This is a genomic window from Dyadobacter arcticus (assembly GCF_011762185.1).
GTDB lineage: Bacteria > Bacteroidota > Bacteroidia > Cytophagales > Spirosomataceae > Dyadobacter > Dyadobacter arcticus.
The window spans coordinates 400,473-417,211 of the sequence record NZ_JAASQJ010000002.1 but is presented as its reverse complement, the minus strand read 5'-3'; the positions used below and the strand labels follow the sequence as shown (position 1 = coordinate 417,211).

Here is a 16,739-nt window from a genome sequence, read left to right as displayed (position 1 = left end):
AAATCGAGGGGTTAAATTTTCTTACTGGTAAACCAGTTTGTAATGAATGTCCATGCTGTGAAAAGCATAAATCCGGCCCCATAAATCAGCCCCCAAATCGCCATGATCGCATCAAACCATTTCGGAGGACTTTTATACGGCATTCCTTGACGGTATCGCCATGCATCGTACCATTTGAAAGGGACAAAGAAGATCGGCTCGTGCAGATTCCAGATTTCGCAGGCAGGTACGTCGGCACCGGAAAGGTCGATAATGCAATTTACCGCCCGACGGGCAGCTTCATTGGCTCCTTCCATAGTGGCAAGGTCGGTGTTGGTACGGACGTAATCCGAAGCGAGAAAAAGGTTGCTCATGCCAGGTAAAAACGCATCAGGACGGCTTGCCCAGCTGTTTACAGTATTGATTAACAGCGGTTCATGGTCGACCAGCGTGAATTTCCCAGGCTGCTTTTTGCCCGGAACGGAGGCGGTATCGTCTTTTGCCGCCGGTGTGACTTCTTCATTTAGGGAGTGATCGAGGTAATAGCCTTTGTAAATTTTGTCACCATCCGCATAGCTTCCCGTCTTCATGTCATCTGTCAGGATCTCGACGCCATCCACATTGAGGCTGCGTTTGAGCTGTTCCCATACCCGCTGTTCTATCTCATCGTAGGTTTGACACTCGTTTGCTTTCATCGGCGCAAGACCGGATGCATTTAGTACCGGTTGTCCGGGCGAATGACCTTTGGGTAAAGCCGGATAAGGTTCATCCCAATCTGAAATATCTACGGAAAGAATAGACTTTACATTGCCGTCACCACGCAGTTGAATGTCGTAATCTCCCCAGAAAGGAAGCTGTGAAATAGAGGTCAGAGCCCATTCGCTGTCGACATAAATGCAATGGCCTTTCACGACGTCCAGCTCTTTATTGAGATAAAACTGGATACCATTCATCCAGGCAACATCTTTAGCCAGCTCATCGATATGCTCGAGACTGCCGTTATCTTTCTTTACTTCATCAGGAATCACCACCGCGGCAACTTCCACCGGCGTTGCAAGCAGGTAATAGTCCCCTGAGGCAGGCGGATCATAAGCGGAAGGTTCGTTCCTATTTTCTTTTTGCCAATCCTTAATTTGTACGCCCGTTACTTTTCCACCTTTACAAATCAGTTTTTCAACAAGCGCGCCTTTGAAAAATCTCACGCCTTTCTTGGTAAGATACTCCTCCCACGGTTTAAGCCAGACTTGATTGGTGGGGCCATTCAGCACCCGGTCGGTATGCATACCGGGATTGGCAATGTTAAAAAGCAATTGAATAAAAATATCGCCGCCGGTTTTGGTACTGGCCAGTTTTGCATTGGCAGCAACCAGAGTCCGGGTAAGTCCTTCCACGAGCAAATGCTGGTATCCTTCGCTGTGTTTATCAGCATCCATATATTTCCACCAGCCAATCTTTTCATATTCAAGGTCCCGTCTGCGCTGGCAGGAAGTCATGAGCTGTAAGACTTTCTTTCCAAAAACCTTCGCTTCACCAGGTTCCAAACCCGTATCATGAGTATGCAATACCGAAATGGCAGATTCAATATCAGCCAGTGACTTAGGAAAGCTAACGATCGTGATAATTGGTTTCTTTCCATTTCGAAGCACCCCGACCCTAGACACATCCACCAGATTATCAAACACACCCCGAGGGTTTTTTTGCCCTTTGGAATCCGTAAACGGAATGCGTTTCATTGTGTCGGTAATGTGCTGGTAGAAGCCGGGGAAAAACCGAAACCCGTGTTCGCCAGGAAGAAATTTGTCGAGACTCTGAAGATTGGAGCCGGGGACGTTTACACTTCGCGCTTTTCCACCGAGGTAAATAGGTTTCTTTTCGTAAACATCTACCTCAAATCCGCGTTCAACTAGTTCATGTGCCGCGCTCATGCCGGCCACTCCGCCACCGAGAATAACAACCTTAGGCATAATGTATAGAGGATAAGTAGTATATAGGCAAGATACGTTTATTTTCAATTCTGTTGTCGTGTTGGAGACAAGCTTTCCTAAGCTATATCAACAACGACTGCACTTTCCTCACCACCGGCCTGCATGTAAATACGTATTTGTGATAGTTCTGTAATCGTCTGGCATTGAAAACGATATCTAGTAGTCCAAATCCACCGTAATCTGCGGTCAGGGCAACATTGTCAATGTGCCTTCGGAAAAAAGAGGTCGTTTCATAAGGTTGCCATGGGAAATCACAGAGATTGGCAATATCATTAGGCGCGATGAGCGTTTGCACAGACTGAACATTGAACCCTAACTGCGGCTTAAATATGTCTTTAAGCTCACCAATGCCATAGTTTCCAAGGTTGCGATAATTATCTGTCAGGCCACGCCGGTCTCTTTCCAGCGGTCTTTCTGCCAGACGGTCAGCACCAACGAACTTTTTGGTACTTACATAAAGCAGATAGTCGAACTCATCAAAGAAGACATGGACTTTCCTTCCCAGCCTTTTCAACTGGGTATAATCGTACATAAACCGATCATTACGACCGAAAAAATTGGGTAAGTCAAAGCCTTTTTCATTCAATGCCAAATGCGTGACATCAGAGGCCATCAGGAAAATGTTCTCGAAGACATCTTTGGGAAGTTTTAGCGAATCAAAAGGATTGAGCATTCCGTTAAGCAATTGATGTCCAAATGAATGGACAACCAGATCAAGGAACATTCCCTCTTTTCTGAGCTCCTGCGACAGGACTTCGAAAGGTTTGAATAGCTCATTCCTTGTGAAATTTCGCCCTGCCAGAACCGCCCGGTCATCCGCCCTTTTCCTGCCTAACCCCTGAGCCGGCCACACCAGAAACAGTACCTTAGCGATCTTATTACCAGGAAAATTCATATAGTTATTGGCATAGCTCGTCAGCAGGTCCAGTTTCAATGATGAGAACGGCTGAAAACCATGGATATACACAACTACATGTCTGCGATTCTGATCTTTTAATTTTTTGACAGATTGAATAACACCATCTGCAAAGTGCGTTGGGATCAGCTTGTTAAATTGAAGCGTCGCCTCTTTCGCCGGCAATTTAAGAGGTGTGAAATGCAGCTCATTAGCAGGATCTTTAATAAACATATCCGCGCTTCCGTCGCTCAAAACACGGCGATATGAGATAACGAACTGTTCTTTATCCTCAGGATCGGGTGTATTGCATTCGGGTTCAACATCTACCGCCCCATTCCATACAAATGCACCATTGTCCAGGGTATACCAAAGATTATCGTCATCGAAGAAATCACCGCGCACGGCACCCGTTACTTCGAGGATGTCGTTCTTTTTATAAAAACGAGCTATGCTGGCGTTCACGCTTGGACTTTGCAAACGCTCATTTAAATCCTGATTTACGATCCCTCTCATCCTGCCCTATTTAAGGTGTTACGATTAGATATATTTGAGTCACCAGTCCACGCCCCACCTTCTGTGTTCGCCGAAGATGAATTTGAAGTACGCAGTTTTACCAGCTTATTGAGGAGGTCGAACCAAAAAGGGGCCCCTAACGAGAGGGCAAGAATCGTGAGAACATAGCCAAAGAAATTCCATTCCTTGGTACGTGGCGAGGAGAGGATATTTTGGGCGTTATCAATGTCAGTTTTCAGGGTGTTTTTAATGGCCATCAGTGAATCCAGGCGTGCATTGAGCATCTGAGGACTTACAGCATTATCCGCTACACCTTGAGTTTGTCTGAAACCCTGATTATTTTGATTGAAATCAACGGCCATTTTGACTAGCTGTTCCCTTGCTTCGGTATCTTTTGAAAGCTTTTTAATGATAGCGATCGTATCTACATTAAAGCCAATCGCCAGCCCGGCCCCGATGATGATCAGAATAGCCTGAGTGGTTTGTTTGAACCAGCCACTCGCTCGCTCCATGGTATCATTGTACCAGTTTCCTAGCAGGATTTTAAATTTTACCAGGTCATTATTGGCTTCATTTAACAGGGATTCAATATGATAAATCGTTTCGGAACGCTCCGATGGCAATACTTTTTCTACGTCCAAAGGATCGATATACCATTCCCTCAATAGGATTTTTACCTCATTGATATCAGTATTGGCATCATTCAGCAAAGTGTTAATGTGTTTGATCGCTTCCGATCGACGTGCATTGGCCACAGAATTACCCGGATTAGCCGCGTGCCACTTTTTCAACCATATCTTGAATTTGACAAGGTCGACGTTTGCATTGCTTAGGAAAGCCTCTATGTTTTTTACATTTTCGAAATCAGCCTGTGTAAGCGATTTCGCTTTCAGATCTTTTGGTTCCTCGTCACTCTTAAACCTCCAGGTTCTCAAACCCATCTGTATCCGGGCCAATTCTCCGACCTCGGGCATGTCTACTTTGATGGCATCGATCAGTGCTTTTGAGAAATTTTCAGCGGAGAGGTACGACGGTTTGTTACCTATGCCTCCGCTCGATAAGTATTTGATGGAGGGCTGATTGAAAAATTTCTCATATAGCTCCTCATTTTCCATATTCGTGGATTTACCAGCAACACGCAAAAAAGTCGTAGCCAGCCGGGATCCATCACGCCGCACTTTCCTCTCTCCATAATCCTTCTCGTCCATAAGCATCCGGGACAACGCATAGCATAAATTTCTCGCTCTCAGTCCCAGCAAGGACGAGACGATTTCCATAATAATGGTGGCATAAAGGCTGTAAAGCAAATAAATGAAGACAAGGCCAATAACCACATCGAGCGCTACATTTCCAATCATAGTTTCAAGGGTTGCTTTTAGATTTTAGCTCTTAGCTTTTAGCTTTTAGCTTTTTTTATTATTTTTTGCTAAAAGCTATCCGCTAATAGCTTATGAACCGAATAAAACCGGGTTTCAAATTCTACTAAACAGGTGCTTTCTTGTTGTCCTTTATAAACTTCCAATACTTTTTGGGCCCATCCTTTTCAAAAAGCTCAGTGAGTGTCACGCCTGCTTCCATTAAGATTGAGTTGGCTAAATCTTCAACAATGTGTTTTCCGAGCGCTCGATAACTTTCAAACTGGCTTTCGGAAAAGAACTGATCGCCCGTGGATTCGTGCGGGAATGTGGGCTTGGCAGAGGCGTAGTTGAACACGTCGCGCGGCTCGCGGCCATACAGGCCAGGTTTAACATAAAGTAATATCCCATCTACATCGTCGGCTCCAAGCTTGCTTTTTTTATCTACCTCCGAGTAGCGAATGCGTCCCAGCGCCCAGGGCTGACCTTTTAATGTTGGGTCGTTGGACCTTGCCCTGATTTTAAATTCTTCATTAAAATCGACGGGTATGCCCAGATCGATCCGAATTTTTCGGATTGCATTGCCAAGATCCTCCAATGTGCATTTTTCATCACATCCTGCATCGCTTACCAGAATAAAGCGGTTTCGGCGAAGTACCATTTCGTACAATCCAAGATTTTCAAAATGGCCGCCGTCGGATAAATACACATAATTGTTAAGCTCATCGGTATTGGCAAGCAATTCATCCCAAATGGGTTTTACTGCAAAAAAAGGCGTCGTGCGATCAAAGGTTTCGTCACCCGCCGGACCGGGATTTCCTAGCCACCAACCCAGTCTAACATTGAACATTGTCATCAAAAAAGCAATCAGCGGCGAAGAATGATAGCCCATATTCGGACTGGCCGCAGCGCCTGAGATTGTCATTGCGGTGCCGAGACTTATGCCATTTTTGCCTCCATACAGACGCGGAACGATCTCATCATTGCCCGCATTTTTGCTGACCTGTTTTAATGGGTCCGGCCTTGTGCGGCGATATCCCAGGTTCACTGCCCCGGCGTGTAGAGTGGTTACCGAGAAAGCCGCAGCTTTTCGTTCCTGCCAGGCCAGGTTGCGGCTGCTGACCAGGTTAAGTGCAAGATTAACAACGTGGAAAGGAGGTTTTTGCATTGATTTGGCCCTCGTGGAGGCAGTTTGCTGCTGATCCAGCTCGCCCATAGGCATATTATCTTTTTCATCAAAGCCTGTGAAGGGGTCGGGCGAGCGTTCAGTTTGTGGCCGCGAGGCTCCGAGATATGCCCTGATTAACCTTGCCCGGTACATGGCGTGAAGTGAAAAGCGGTTGGTATCAATCGCCGCTGCCATTATAAAGCCCAGAATGATGAATGCGGCAAGAATCAAAAATGGGATGTAAACGGGAAATGTCGGGAAGCTTGCGTGGGATATCCAAAATACATTGGCCTGCCCGTATTCTACAAAATTTTCAAAGACCTGCATTAACTTCAAATTCAACACGGATAGCATTGTCAGCAACACTACGAGGGTTATCAACGCGACAACGGGGAGGCTTAAAGAAGACATGAAACTTCCAATGCCCGGTGCAGGCCCTTTTCCCTGTCGCGACCCCGCTGCTTCTCCCTTGCCGGCGGTTTTTGTACTGCCGCCTAGCAGCGCGGTCAAAATACCGGACGTAAGACCCAGGCTGGCAATTTTTAGTTTAATATCTGCAATTAATCCCGGTCCGTAAAGAATGATGGCCGTTAAAACCAGCCATGCAAGAGCTGCCAGCAACAAAAATCCGCTATGCCGGGCAGTCCATTCCCGTCGAGAGTCGTCATTCCAGCGGCTAATGGTGCCTTCAAAAACAAATCCCGCAAGAACAATAGCAAGTAATGCGCTTGGGAAAGCCAGACAGATAAATGCTGGTAAATGTCTTTCTCCTAAAAAATGCTGGCGGAATTGTCCTAGGATAAGTAGTAGAAAAAAGCCTGCAAAAGCCCCTGTGACCAGAATAACGATGAACTGTCCGGCGATAAGGATCGGCTTTTTTCGAGTTGGCTTTGCCAGCAACCATCCGATAAGATGACATAATGCCGTATTGGCCATGATATATCCTCCTCCAAATGACCATATTCGCAGTTCCGTGGGAGTGTCCAAGCCCAGCGTTTTGTGTATGTCTTCAATATACTTAAAGGGAAAGACATCCAATTTGACAAACCATATCCAGGAGATGATCAATAAAAAAGTTGCAATCAGGCATGGCGCAAAGCAGTTTTTAATGAAGGCTTTTGTATCCCTGGTTGATGTCAGGGTATCTTTTACCGACCCTCTTTCGGATTGCGGTATGATTTGCGAGTCAGGAATAAATGCATGCAGGAACCGGACAGCGATGATCAGCAAAATGGCCGCTGAAAGTGCGAGCAAGGCAATAAACCAAAATGCATATGGGCCGGAAGAACCGAATTTTGCGGCAGCAAGGTTTACCGCAAGCCACGGTGCCCCTGAAAGTGCTGCGAGAAATGGTACGATAACCAACCAGATCAGCAGTAAATTTCTAAGGTAAGTGGAGAAAAGCGTCCAGCTATCGGCCGAAAACAGGCCAAGTTTTGGGGAAAGAAAATTGCTGTATCGCCGAAGGTGAACGATCGGATCGGCTTCTACTGTGAAAGGTGTGCTGGACTCGGATTTTAGCTTTTTGAGTACCGTTTCAAATCCTTCGTGATGACTCCACGCACTTAACCAGGATCCCAGATAACCGCCTCCTGACACCGTAGACATGTAGCTGAATTTATCCAGCAAATTCAAATTAGCTAATCCCTGGACAATACCCAGTCCGAATGTTGCGCTGCGAATGCCGCCGCCTGAAAAGCAGATCGCAGATTGACCGGAAGCGCGCATTTTTTCAAAAACGCTTTCTAATGTTAAGCTGTCTTCGGATTTAATGTATTCTGAAAATGCATCACGGATCAAAAGCCTGTTCAATTCCAGTATTTCTTCCGATTTTAATGCCCTTTTCGTGTTTTTGCCAATCAAATATCGTGACAGCAGACCGCGCGTATACGGCTGTAACGAAAGGCTATCCTGAAGCCACGGTTCCTGCTCAATAAGCTTCTCATCTTCTATCTTGTTTTTCAGAACATCTGAGATGGTTGCTACGGAAATTTCAAAGTTGACTTTTTCAGGCTGGTGTGGCTTAATCCAATTGGCCAATTTTGTATAGGGATAACAGTAGTCTTTGAGCGATTTTGAATAATCTTCGTTAGCTTGATTTTCTAGCTCCACCTTCAGACGCACAACCAGCCCCGGGTCTATCTCATAACCCAAGAATTTGATCCCCTCGGTTTGGGTTCCATGAATGTATTTATACTCCTCTTCGAGAACGTTAAACAGTTGGAGCGAAGGCTCTTGGAGCGTGTCGGCGGCAGAGGTTTTCGACATAGCCAGGCGTAAAGAAGTGAGGGTTGAGTTTTCAATATCTTATAAGCAGATATCGAATTCAATATATCATACTTGATGTGTTTTTCGAGACTTTCTTATTAAGCGGTACTAACGATAGCCGTAATTTGGGATGATTGATAACTGTGATAAAAACAAAAAAAGCCGTCCCAATATTTGGAACGGCCCTGACATGGTGATGTCGAGTTTATGAATGCTGTTGCGGATAGTTGATCATCCAACCAATGCCGTATTTGTCCCACAAGCTACCGAAGTAATCTCCCCAGAACGTATCCTCCAATGCCATTTCGATTTGGCCGCCTGCGGATAATCCGGCGAAAAGGCGATCGGCTTCTTCGCGGCTCTCGGTAAAAACAGAAATGTAAGAATAATTGCCTTTGTTGAGGACGTGGCCTGCAGAAGGCATGATATCCGATGCCATGAGCATATCATCCTTACCGATTGGAAGTGCGATATGCATGATTCGGTTTTTCTCATCTTCTGGAAGATTTTCAGCTCCGGGCATGTCCGACATCTTGTTTAGCATCCCAAATTCACCACCGAAAACGGATTGGTAAAATTTGAAAGCCTCCTCCGCAGTCCCGTCGAAGTTAAGGTAGGTGTTTATTTTTGGCATGGTGGCAAGTGTTTATGGTTAGCGATGTGATACATCAATTTGACAGCTCAAAATTAGGAGATCTTTTAAAAGTTAATCATCCTAAAAGGAGACAATCGGAGGGGGTGATCGGGACAGATTTATCAAAATTATCCTAACAAATGTGAGACAAGTCGAAGATTTAACGATATTCGACTTGACGACTCCGTAGCTCAGTTGGTAGAGCAACAGACTCTTAATCTGTGGGTCCTGAGTTCGAGCCTCAGCGGGGTCACTCAAATGAAGCACCTGGCAGTTAGCGCGAGGTACTTTCGTAATTTGAATATAATGTTCAATGATTATATCCACATAGATTAATCCTTCAAACCATGACCTACAAAGCATCCTGGGACACTCTCACTAAAATTGTCACAGTAGGGGTAACCATTTTGTACCTGGGAATTCTTGTAAACCTTTTCATTTTTAACGGTGAGCCAACTAATGGGTCGCGTTACATTATTGGTGCTATATTGTTTTTAACCTACTTTATTACTTATGCATTCAGGCCAATTGATTATGTAATAAATCCGGAGAAACTAATCATACGCAGGCCGTTTGACAAGGTTGCGATTGACTTTAAGCAGATTGCAAGTGCTGAGATTCTGGACGACGAAAGGCTCAAATGGACGTTTCGGACTTTTGGAGTAGGCGGCTTGTTTGGGTTTTATGGCAAATTCTATAATTCCAGAATTGGCAGTATGACCTGGTATGCAACTCGCAGAAAAAGGGCAGTGCTCATAATAACAACCGGTGGAAAGAACATCATCGTCACGCCTGATGAAGCGGCTAGTTTCGTAAACCAGTTCAGAACAGTCATGCATAACGATTCATTTGGCCGCTGGAACTGATGGTCGGCGCAAGATCATCCATATACGACGATCATTTAATATATTTGTCTTTCAAGTAGCTACATTGACATGGGAGAAGGCCAGACAGTGCACCTCGCGGACGATGATGAGGACGATAGGATGCTTATTAAGGATGCTTTGGAAGAAGCAAACCCAGATTTAACGGTGATTGAGGCGGAAGACGGCAGGGAATTAGTCGAGAATGTGAAAAGTTCGGAGGACTTGTCCGAAACGATCGTAATGGTAGACATGAACATGCCTAAAATGAATGGCATTGAAGCCATTAAGGAAATTCGGTCCGAGCCTGAGCTTGCAGAGGTACCGGCTGTAATGCTATCGACATCCGATAACCCCGATTTAAAAAAGAAAGCCCTGGATGCTGGCATCAATGAATTCATTGTTAAGCCTAATACTTTCAAGGCACTCTTAGACATTGCAAAAAGCATCCTCGCAAAATTTTTCGGCAAAAAGTAATCTGATACCAAAGCATGATTGCTTGAGATGGAACTTCGTATAACATATTTGAATTTTTACTTTGTGTTTCAAAGTACTTTTTAGTAAGTTGCAATGTAAACAAGCTTTTAGGATAGCATTTGTTACGGTTTTAGGAAAAATGGCTCAACCCGCTCAGGAACTATGAAATGGTTTGTAGATAAAAACTCCATTGTAAGAGAAATCTGGGGAAAAGCGGATACCATCTTTTTTATTTTCGCAGGGGCCTCCGCTGAATTTGCCGTAAATAAGTCGGTGGACTGGCTTTATTTTACAGGCAAACTTCCCGCCGATCCGCTTGGCAGATTATTTTCTACAGTAACCTATGCCAGACAGATTGTTTTTTCCCGACATGACGATGCTTTAAAGGCCATTGATCAAATTACAGCAATTCACAAAGAAGTTGAAAACAAACGCGGAGCGCAAATCCCGGACTGGGCTTACCGCGATGTTTTATTCATGCTGATAGACTACTCGATACGTTCTTTTGAAATATTGGAAAGAAAACTGACACTGGCAGAGCAAGGCGAAGTGTTTGATGTTTTTTATCAGGTTGGGGCAAGGATGGCGATCTCCGGATTACCAACAACTTATCAGGATTGGCTGGTCATGAGAAACCAGCAACTCGCTGATAATCTCGTAAAAAGTAATTTCTCCATTGATTTATATAAACAGTATAGAAAGCACCTTGGAATACCGAGATACATGTTGCTCAAAGAAGTACAGGTGCGGCTAATCCCTGAAAAAGTGAATGAAATCCTTGAACTGGGCAACTGGTCAACACTTACAATTATACTACCGGTCTACAAGTTGATGCAGGTTTTCAGGCTGCATCATATATTAAGAAATTTGATCCTGCCGCAGAAGTATAAACGGGAGATTGCCACTTTGGATGTCGTTTGAGCTTGTTGTACCAGATTCATAATTAGGCGAGGTCTTGCAATTCAACATGATGGAACAGATAAAATCCCTAATCGCAGCCCAGTGCGAAGCGATCAGAAATAAAGACGTAGCAGGCGCAACCAGAAATTACGCCGAAGAAGTATTACTATTCGATATTGTCGGACCCTTGCAGCACAAAGGGGCCGATGCAGTCAGGAAAAGACTGAAAGAATGGTTTGGTACTTTTGATGACAATGCACAACCCGGTTTTGAGACAGTGGATCTGAGTGTACATGCGGATAATAATCTGGGATTCAGTTACGGCTTCAACCACATCTCAACAAAATTGAAAACCGGCGACACATTGGATATGTTCTGGCGGGAGACATTATGCTGGGAAAAACAGGGCAGTCAATGGAAAATTGTGTCGGCGCACAGCTCCGTGCCCTTTGATGTAAAGAGTGGGAAGGGGCAAATGGGGCTAAAACCTTGAAATGATTCGCGGGATTCGTGATCAATCTCTGCGAGCAACTTAGGTAAAAGAATATTTCAAAAGCTGATCCCGGCAGAAAAGCGGCCAGACGTTGGAAAATGCTGCCGCGATTGATCCCGACTATTGCTGTTTTAAATCTTTAACAAACAAAACTGCCATGAATGCCGCTATTAATCCTAACGCCGCCGAAATGCGCATAATAATAGCGTAAGCGTGAATAAATGATTGGTGATAGGCTTTTTGAATTTCCCCTTTTTGAGCAGGCGCAACATTTCCTGGAACTTTCGCATTGCCCAGGTTCTTCGCCTCACTGATGATAACCTGCTTAGTGGCCTGATCGACAGGTAGGTTTTTGGTTTGATCCGCCAGTTCCACAGAAAAGAACAGTACCGCCAAAGCACCAAAAATGGCATTGGCGAACACATTTGCGACGCGCGTCATGGCATTATTGATGCCAGAGGCGGTCCCTGAAAAATGCTCGCTGGCGGATCCCATGACAGCCGCGGTAAGTGGAGCTACGGTAAAGGACATGCCCAAACCAAAAACCAGGATGCCGGGGAAGAAGGTAACCCAGTAGTCGTCAGGACCGCCGGTTTGTTTTACAAATGAAAGGATAAGCAGACCCACCCCCGCCGTAGCTGGGCCGATGATCAGAAAAAGTCTTGGCCCGTATCTGTCCGCCAGATTTCCTGCAAACCGTGCCACAGCGATCATTAGAATTGTAAATGGGAGAAATGTAAGCCCGGATTGCAACTGACTGTAACCTTGCACTTGCACGAGGTTCAGCGAAAGAAAAAGCATTCCGCCGCCCAATCCGGCGTACAGGAAAAAAGTAAGGAGATTAGCGCCGCTGAATGTCTGGTTTTTAAACAATTCGAGCGGCATCATCGGATGTTTGCTTTTGTATTCAATGTAAATGAAGGCGAGCAACAGCGACAAACCGGCTCCCAAGGAGCCGTAGGTTTGAATGTTGTTCAATCCAATGTCCGGAATGCGGAGAAATCCCAAAGTCAGAGCGGCCAGCGCCAGGGCAATGGTTAAAGCGCCAATAATATCCAATGGCTGATCGGAAGGCGTTTCTTCTGTGACTTTTGCTTTAAACCATAATACCAACAATGCGGCAACTCCTATGGGAATATTGATAAAAAAGATATAACGCCAAAGTCCAGCATCCGCCAAAGCACCACCCAAAAGCGGGCCGCCCAAAGTGACGACCGTGGTAGCGGCAGACCACGTTCCAATCGCCTGGCCACGTTCTTTTTCATGAATGGATGAGGAAATGAGGGAAAGGCTTCCCGGAATCATCAGCGCGCCGCCTACGCCTTGCAGCAATCTGAATATGACCAGCCAGAAAACATCCGGGGCGAATCCACACGCCACGGATCCGCAAATAAAAAGTGCAATGCCAATCATGAAAACCTTCTTACGCCCCAAATTGTCGCCCAATGTGCCGCCGATCAGGATCAATGCGGCCAGCATGAGAAGGTAGGAATTTAAAATCCAGAAAAGGCCGCTGCCGGTGGCTTGCAAGTCTTTTTGTAATGCGGGCAGAATCACATTCAGCGCAGTGCCGTCGATGAATGCCATTGCCGATGCAAGTATGGAGGATACCATGATCCACTTTCCTTCACTACTTCCCAGAGAAACTGTCGGCATAAAGTGAAGTTACTGTAATATGCCAAAATTTCCATCAATGAAATTTATGAAAAACAAATTTGCCTATCTTCAAATGCTAGCTTTCAGCAGATTCAAACTCTTCATCGCCTCGCCCATCGTATTATTGAAATAAGAATAGACCGTTTTGCCTTCCTCCATCCAATTCTGAATGATTTCCGCATATTCATATAGGGCATCCTCTTCATATTGACCCCTATAATCTCCATTCGGGCCGTGAAAACGGAGATATATAAAGTCCAGGTCCGATTCCAGCAGGCCAGGAGCAGAGCCGGGTTTGTCGTGTAGCACGATCTGAAACCCAAAATGATCAATCAATTCGTATAGTTCGTCGGTGTAACAGGAGGCGTGACGAAATTCGAGAGCTACCTTCCAATTTTTTAGCGGATCTGCTTCTGCGATGGCGATCAGTAGTCTTTCGAGCTGCGATTGCATACTGGACTTTACCGAGGGTGGGAACTGCACAAGTAAGCATCCTTTTTTATCACCGATCTCGTCGATCACCTGTATAAATCGCGCTATATTTTCCGGGTCGAAGATCAGGCCTTTGTTATGGGTGATTTCTCTCCACAATTTAAAAGTGAATTTAAAGCCATCCGGTACCTGCGTCGACCAGTTTCTGACTGTTGAGGCAAGCGGAACTTTATAGAATGAACTGTTAACCTCAACGCTGTTGAATAGTGATCCATAATAGGTTAGCCGACTTTTATTCTGAAATTCCGGAGGATAAAATTGCTTGTTCGGCACTGGCAAAACCAAGCCGCTAGTGCCTGCATAAAACCCGGCGGAATTCTCATTTGACATATTCGGTAGGTAACATTTGCGAACGCATAAAATAAAATCATTCCAATGCTTCGCGGACATGTGCCCACTTGGCACAACATTTTCATTGTCTTTATTACCAGACAGGTAGTAGGGTATTTTTTAGTCAAGCCATCGAGACAACGATACGATGGATTTTGGACATTTTAAACAATCAATTCTCAAACATGAAAAAGTTATTATTTGCAGTTGCACTGTTTTTTTCGGTACAAGCAGCTTCTGCCCAAACATTTAGCATCGGACCAAAAGCAGGTCTGAATATCAGCAATTATACAGGCGGGGACATCGAATCGGATGCATTAGTAGGGTATCATTTGGGTGGGGTGTTGAATTACGGTTTTGGAAAGGCGTTTTCTATACAACCTGAGGTACTTTTTTCCACGCAGGGAGCAAAGGTTGATAACGGAGGCACTAAGTCGGATTTCAAAATTAGCTATGTGACTATTCCAGTCATGTTCAAATTCAAGAGCAACGGAGGGTTTTATTTTGAAGTGGGGCCACAGGCTGGATTCAGGACATCGACCGATATCCCGGATCAGACAATTAATAACTTTGCGAAAAATTTGGACCTGGCAGGTGCCGTTGGCATCGGTTATCAATCCCCAATCGGTCTTGGCGTGGGAGTGCGTTATGTGGCGGGTGTTTCGAAAGTTGGGAATTTCACGGGACAAAGCATTGATCCCGACTTTAAAAACAGTGTGATTCAGGCCAGTATCTTCTGGGCCATCCCGCTGGTAAAATAAAATTTAATGAGTTTTAATAGAAAATGTCCACGGAGCGATCTGTGGACATTTTCTGTTATTGGCTTACTAAGGTCGGTCCGCGTGTAATAGATCACTCGTTATAGTATGAATAAACCCGCTTCCCTTTAAAATGAATGTACTGTTTGTTCTCACTCACTTCCGTAGAAAGCTTTATGTATACATCCTTGGTCTTCCGGTTGACTGAAATGGTATTATCGAGCACATTATAAATGAAGGTTTCCTTGCCGGTTTGGAAATAGGGCTTCTGGTATATGAGGATGTAATTGTTTGTCTTGTAAAATGTGGGTTCCAGAAACAATGCTTTTTCGGTTTGTAATTTCATTTCACCCGCGTCTGTGAGTTCAGCAACAGATTCTATCGTTGCATTGCCATGATCGAATTCAAGGTTCCATTCATCCACGACCGATTCTTTGGTGTTTATCCTGAATGTGATCTTTTGCTTGCCTGCATCGTAATCGCCAAAGCGCAGTTGGTTTAAATACCAGATATTGACCTGAACCGTCACATTACCGTCCAAAGCGAACCTGGAGGCCGATTTTGGTTTGGTGAAAATCCGCTGATTTCTATTCTTAATGTAATTGATAACCACGGCCTTTCTTTGAGACTTAGAAAGGAACATATACTCATTTTCGATCACCGATGAATCTGTCAAATTAGCGTCAGAACAATTGCACGGGACAGAATAGCCATTGGGGTCCGGTTTAAGGCAAATCGATTTAGTATAGAGTACAAAGCTCGAATCAATAACGGTGTCTTCCAAGTTCGGGCCAGCTTCACTTTTTTTATTTCCGAGACGCTGTGCCAAAGTGTCAGGGAAGTATATTAAGGCAAACAACAGAAGGTATATCTGTTTCATTTTAGAGTAATTAAAGATTTTTGATATCCAATGTTGCCGGCTCCTCCCCAGGTGCCGTTGTAGGGCACAAGGTGCAATGGATAATATCCCATCTTATGAATGGTGTGCTGAACATCGAGATGCCGGTAATTATAAAGGTTGCCGGTTGCGACCCAGCCTCTGGCGGTATTCCCGACGTTCAGGTAGACAAGGGATTTGTTGAAAAAATTTTCCTCGGTTTCTTTATAAAACACATAGCTATTTCCCAGCTTGTTGCTGATTTCGTAGGATCCTGGACTAAATCCTGTGAATTTATTGTAACCAATTTCCACCAGGTTAATCGCCCAATGGTCATCGCCATGGAAAGACAGCCAGGCTGCGCCTGTATTGAAGCGGTCGAACTTGTCACCGAATGGCGGCTTAAAAGGAGGGCCGTCATTGGTGTAGCTGGCCTGAACCCTGCCAATATGCAAGTTCGCAAAGCCAACGTGCTGGGCCTTGTATCGTTCCCTTCTATAATAAATTACTGCGTTGCCGCCCCAGGAGAAAGAGTATCGGTAGGGATTTTGAAGTGTTGCGAAACTGCGATTGCTGTAATAGTATAACGGATAGTTTCGCAAGCCAGGCCGTCGGTCGTTTTCGATTTTCATGCGGTTAAGGAACCCGGCTGTAAAGGTGTAGGCAATAACTGTTTCAAAGTCGAGCCATTTGCCGCCGCTGGGCCGGAAGCTGCTTCCAATACCTCCGTGGTAAATGCCAAAATCGCTGTTGACAGATGGGTAAAGCCAGTTTTGGCCGACAAATGCGCCCGCTCCTCCGGAAAGTGAAATTCTTAGCGCCAGTTTGAATTCGTCGGAATAGTCTATTGTAAATTTTACGCCATAAGCCAGTTGATATGCCGATCGTCTTGTTCTGTAAGTTGCGTTAGGCTGCCCAAAACAGCTTTGTGAAAAAGCCAGCAAAGTGACGATCATGATAGCCTGACATTTGAAAAATGCGTTCATAAACCATCCGGATAAGAAAAGTTAATTGATTGACGAGTCTCAGTGTTTTTGAGTGTGCTCAGGCTTCGCTATGGAAGATAATTGCCGAAAATCGAGGTGAATGGCGT

14 protein-coding genes and 1 tRNA gene are annotated in these 16,739 nt (G+C 45.0%); 6 read left to right on the top strand and 9 right to left on the bottom strand.

The window, feature by feature from the left end; genetic code table 11:
* Positions 1-11: 11 nt before the first annotated feature.
* From FHS68_RS09435 to FHS68_RS09415, 5 genes are all read right to left on the bottom strand, one after another.
* Positions 12-1,943 carry a hydroxysqualene dehydroxylase gene (locus FHS68_RS09435; protein ID WP_167269433.1) on the bottom strand — a complete coding sequence of 644 codons (1,932 nt, stop codon included), beginning with the start codon at positions 1,941-1,943 and terminating at the stop codon, positions 12-14.
* Positions 1,944-2,025: 82 nt separating this feature from the next.
* Positions 2,026-3,375, bottom strand: coding sequence for an alpha/beta hydrolase (locus tag FHS68_RS09430; RefSeq protein ID WP_167269431.1), 1,350 nt, complete (start codon positions 3,373-3,375; stop codon positions 2,026-2,028).
* A complete protein-coding gene (locus tag FHS68_RS09425; RefSeq protein ID WP_167269429.1) occupies positions 3,372-4,733 on the bottom strand; it encodes a hypothetical protein in 1,362 nt (453 codons plus the stop codon). The genes FHS68_RS09430 and FHS68_RS09425 overlap by 4 nt, the downstream gene beginning before the upstream one ends.
* A 124-nt stretch (positions 4,734-4,857) precedes the next feature.
* The gene (locus tag FHS68_RS09420; RefSeq protein WP_208408267.1) at positions 4,858-8,166 is read right to left on the bottom strand and encodes a patatin-like phospholipase family protein; all 3,309 of its coding nucleotides are present in this window, start codon (positions 8,164-8,166) and stop codon (positions 4,858-4,860) included.
* 205 nt (positions 8,167-8,371) lie between these two features.
* The gene (locus FHS68_RS09415; RefSeq protein ID WP_167269427.1) at positions 8,372-8,800 is read right to left on the bottom strand and encodes a VOC family protein; all 429 of its coding nucleotides are present in this window, start codon (positions 8,798-8,800) and stop codon (positions 8,372-8,374) included.
* 180 nt (positions 8,801-8,980) lie between these two features.
* Between FHS68_RS09415 and FHS68_RS09410 the strand changes: the two genes are divergently transcribed.
* The 5 genes from FHS68_RS09410 to FHS68_RS09390 all read left to right on the top strand — a co-directional run bounded on the left by FHS68_RS09410 (position 8,981) and on the right by FHS68_RS09390 (position 11,533).
* Positions 8,981-9,053: transfer RNA gene (locus FHS68_RS09410), tRNA-Lys, on the top strand.
* A 94-nt stretch (positions 9,054-9,147) separates the two neighbouring features.
* Entirely contained in the window at positions 9,148-9,666 is a 519-nt protein-coding gene (locus tag FHS68_RS09405; RefSeq protein ID WP_167269425.1) for a PH domain-containing protein, read from the top strand.
* 69 nt (positions 9,667-9,735) lie between these two features.
* Positions 9,736-10,140: a response regulator gene (locus FHS68_RS09400; RefSeq protein ID WP_167269423.1), complete on the top strand. Its 405-nt coding sequence runs from the start codon at positions 9,736-9,738 to the stop codon at positions 10,138-10,140.
* Positions 10,141-10,302: 162 nt separating this feature from the next.
* Positions 10,303-11,061: an oxygenase MpaB family protein gene (locus FHS68_RS09395; protein ID WP_167269421.1), complete on the top strand. Its 759-nt coding sequence runs from the start codon at positions 10,303-10,305 to the stop codon at positions 11,059-11,061.
* Between the two features lie 46 nt (positions 11,062-11,107).
* Entirely contained in the window at positions 11,108-11,533 is a 426-nt protein-coding gene (locus FHS68_RS09390) for a YybH family protein (protein WP_167269419.1), read from the top strand.
* Positions 11,534-11,653: 120 nt separating this feature from the next.
* Here FHS68_RS09390 and FHS68_RS09385 read toward each other — a convergent pair whose 3' ends face one another.
* Together FHS68_RS09385 and FHS68_RS09380 are read right to left on the bottom strand one after the other, a co-directional pair.
* Complete coding sequence (locus FHS68_RS09385) at positions 11,654-13,189, bottom strand: MFS transporter (RefSeq protein ID WP_167269418.1); 1,536 nt, start codon at positions 13,187-13,189, stop codon at positions 11,654-11,656.
* 69 nt (positions 13,190-13,258) lie between these two features.
* Complete coding sequence (locus tag FHS68_RS09380) at positions 13,259-14,011, bottom strand: DUF72 domain-containing protein (RefSeq protein ID WP_167269416.1); 753 nt, start codon at positions 14,009-14,011, stop codon at positions 13,259-13,261.
* 185 nt (positions 14,012-14,196) lie between these two features.
* Between FHS68_RS09380 and FHS68_RS09375 the strand changes: the two genes are divergently transcribed.
* On the top strand, positions 14,197-14,772 hold the full coding sequence (locus FHS68_RS09375; RefSeq protein WP_167269414.1) for a porin family protein: 576 nt from the start codon (positions 14,197-14,199) through the stop codon (positions 14,770-14,772).
* Between the two features lie 91 nt (positions 14,773-14,863).
* Here FHS68_RS09375 and FHS68_RS09370 read toward each other — a convergent pair whose 3' ends face one another.
* Together FHS68_RS09370 and FHS68_RS09365 are read right to left on the bottom strand one after the other, a co-directional pair.
* Positions 14,864-15,649, bottom strand: a complete 786-nt coding sequence (locus FHS68_RS09370; RefSeq protein WP_167269412.1) for a hypothetical protein — start codon at positions 15,647-15,649, stop codon at positions 14,864-14,866.
* Entirely contained in the window at positions 15,646-16,632 is a 987-nt protein-coding gene (locus FHS68_RS09365; RefSeq protein WP_167269410.1) for a polymorphic toxin type 23 domain-containing protein, read from the bottom strand. Before FHS68_RS09365 ends, FHS68_RS09370 begins: the two co-directional genes overlap by 4 nt.
* Positions 16,633-16,739: the final 107 nt, after the last annotated feature.

Bases quoted from the DNA above. Each gene is read 5' to 3' on its own strand.
- FHS68_RS09375 (WP_167269414.1), top strand. From the start codon at position 14,197: ATGAAAAAGTTATTATTTGCAGTTGCACTGTTTTTTTCGGTACAAGCA.
- FHS68_RS09385 (WP_167269418.1), bottom strand. From the start codon at position 13,189: ATGCCGACAGTTTCTCTGGGAAGTAGTGAAGGAAAGTGGATCATGGTA.
- FHS68_RS09395 (WP_167269421.1), top strand. From the start codon at position 10,303: ATGAAATGGTTTGTAGATAAAAACTCCATTGTAAGAGAAATCTGGGGA.
- FHS68_RS09405 (WP_167269425.1), top strand. From the start codon at position 9,148: ATGACCTACAAAGCATCCTGGGACACTCTCACTAAAATTGTCACAGTA.
- FHS68_RS09430 (WP_167269431.1), bottom strand. From the start codon at position 3,375: ATGAGAGGGATCGTAAATCAGGATTTAAATGAGCGTTTGCAAAGTCCA.
- FHS68_RS09370 (WP_167269412.1), bottom strand. From the start codon at position 15,649: ATGAAACAGATATACCTTCTGTTGTTTGCCTTAATATACTTCCCTGAC.
- FHS68_RS09365 (WP_167269410.1), bottom strand. From the start codon at position 16,632: ATGAACGCATTTTTCAAATGTCAGGCTATCATGATCGTCACTTTGCTG.
- FHS68_RS09425 (WP_167269429.1), bottom strand. From the start codon at position 4,733: ATGATTGGAAATGTAGCGCTCGATGTGGTTATTGGCCTTGTCTTCATT.
- FHS68_RS09415 (WP_167269427.1), bottom strand. From the start codon at position 8,800: ATGCCAAAAATAAACACCTACCTTAACTTCGACGGGACTGCGGAGGAG.
- FHS68_RS09380 (WP_167269416.1), bottom strand. From the start codon at position 14,011: ATGTCAAATGAGAATTCCGCCGGGTTTTATGCAGGCACTAGCGGCTTG.
- FHS68_RS09390 (WP_167269419.1), top strand. From the start codon at position 11,108: ATGATGGAACAGATAAAATCCCTAATCGCAGCCCAGTGCGAAGCGATC.
- FHS68_RS09420 (WP_208408267.1), bottom strand. From the start codon at position 8,166: ATGTCGAAAACCTCTGCCGCCGACACGCTCCAAGAGCCTTCGCTCCAA.
- FHS68_RS09435 (WP_167269433.1), bottom strand. From the start codon at position 1,943: ATGCCTAAGGTTGTTATTCTCGGTGGCGGAGTGGCCGGCATGAGCGCG.
- FHS68_RS09400 (WP_167269423.1), top strand. From the start codon at position 9,736: ATGGGAGAAGGCCAGACAGTGCACCTCGCGGACGATGATGAGGACGAT.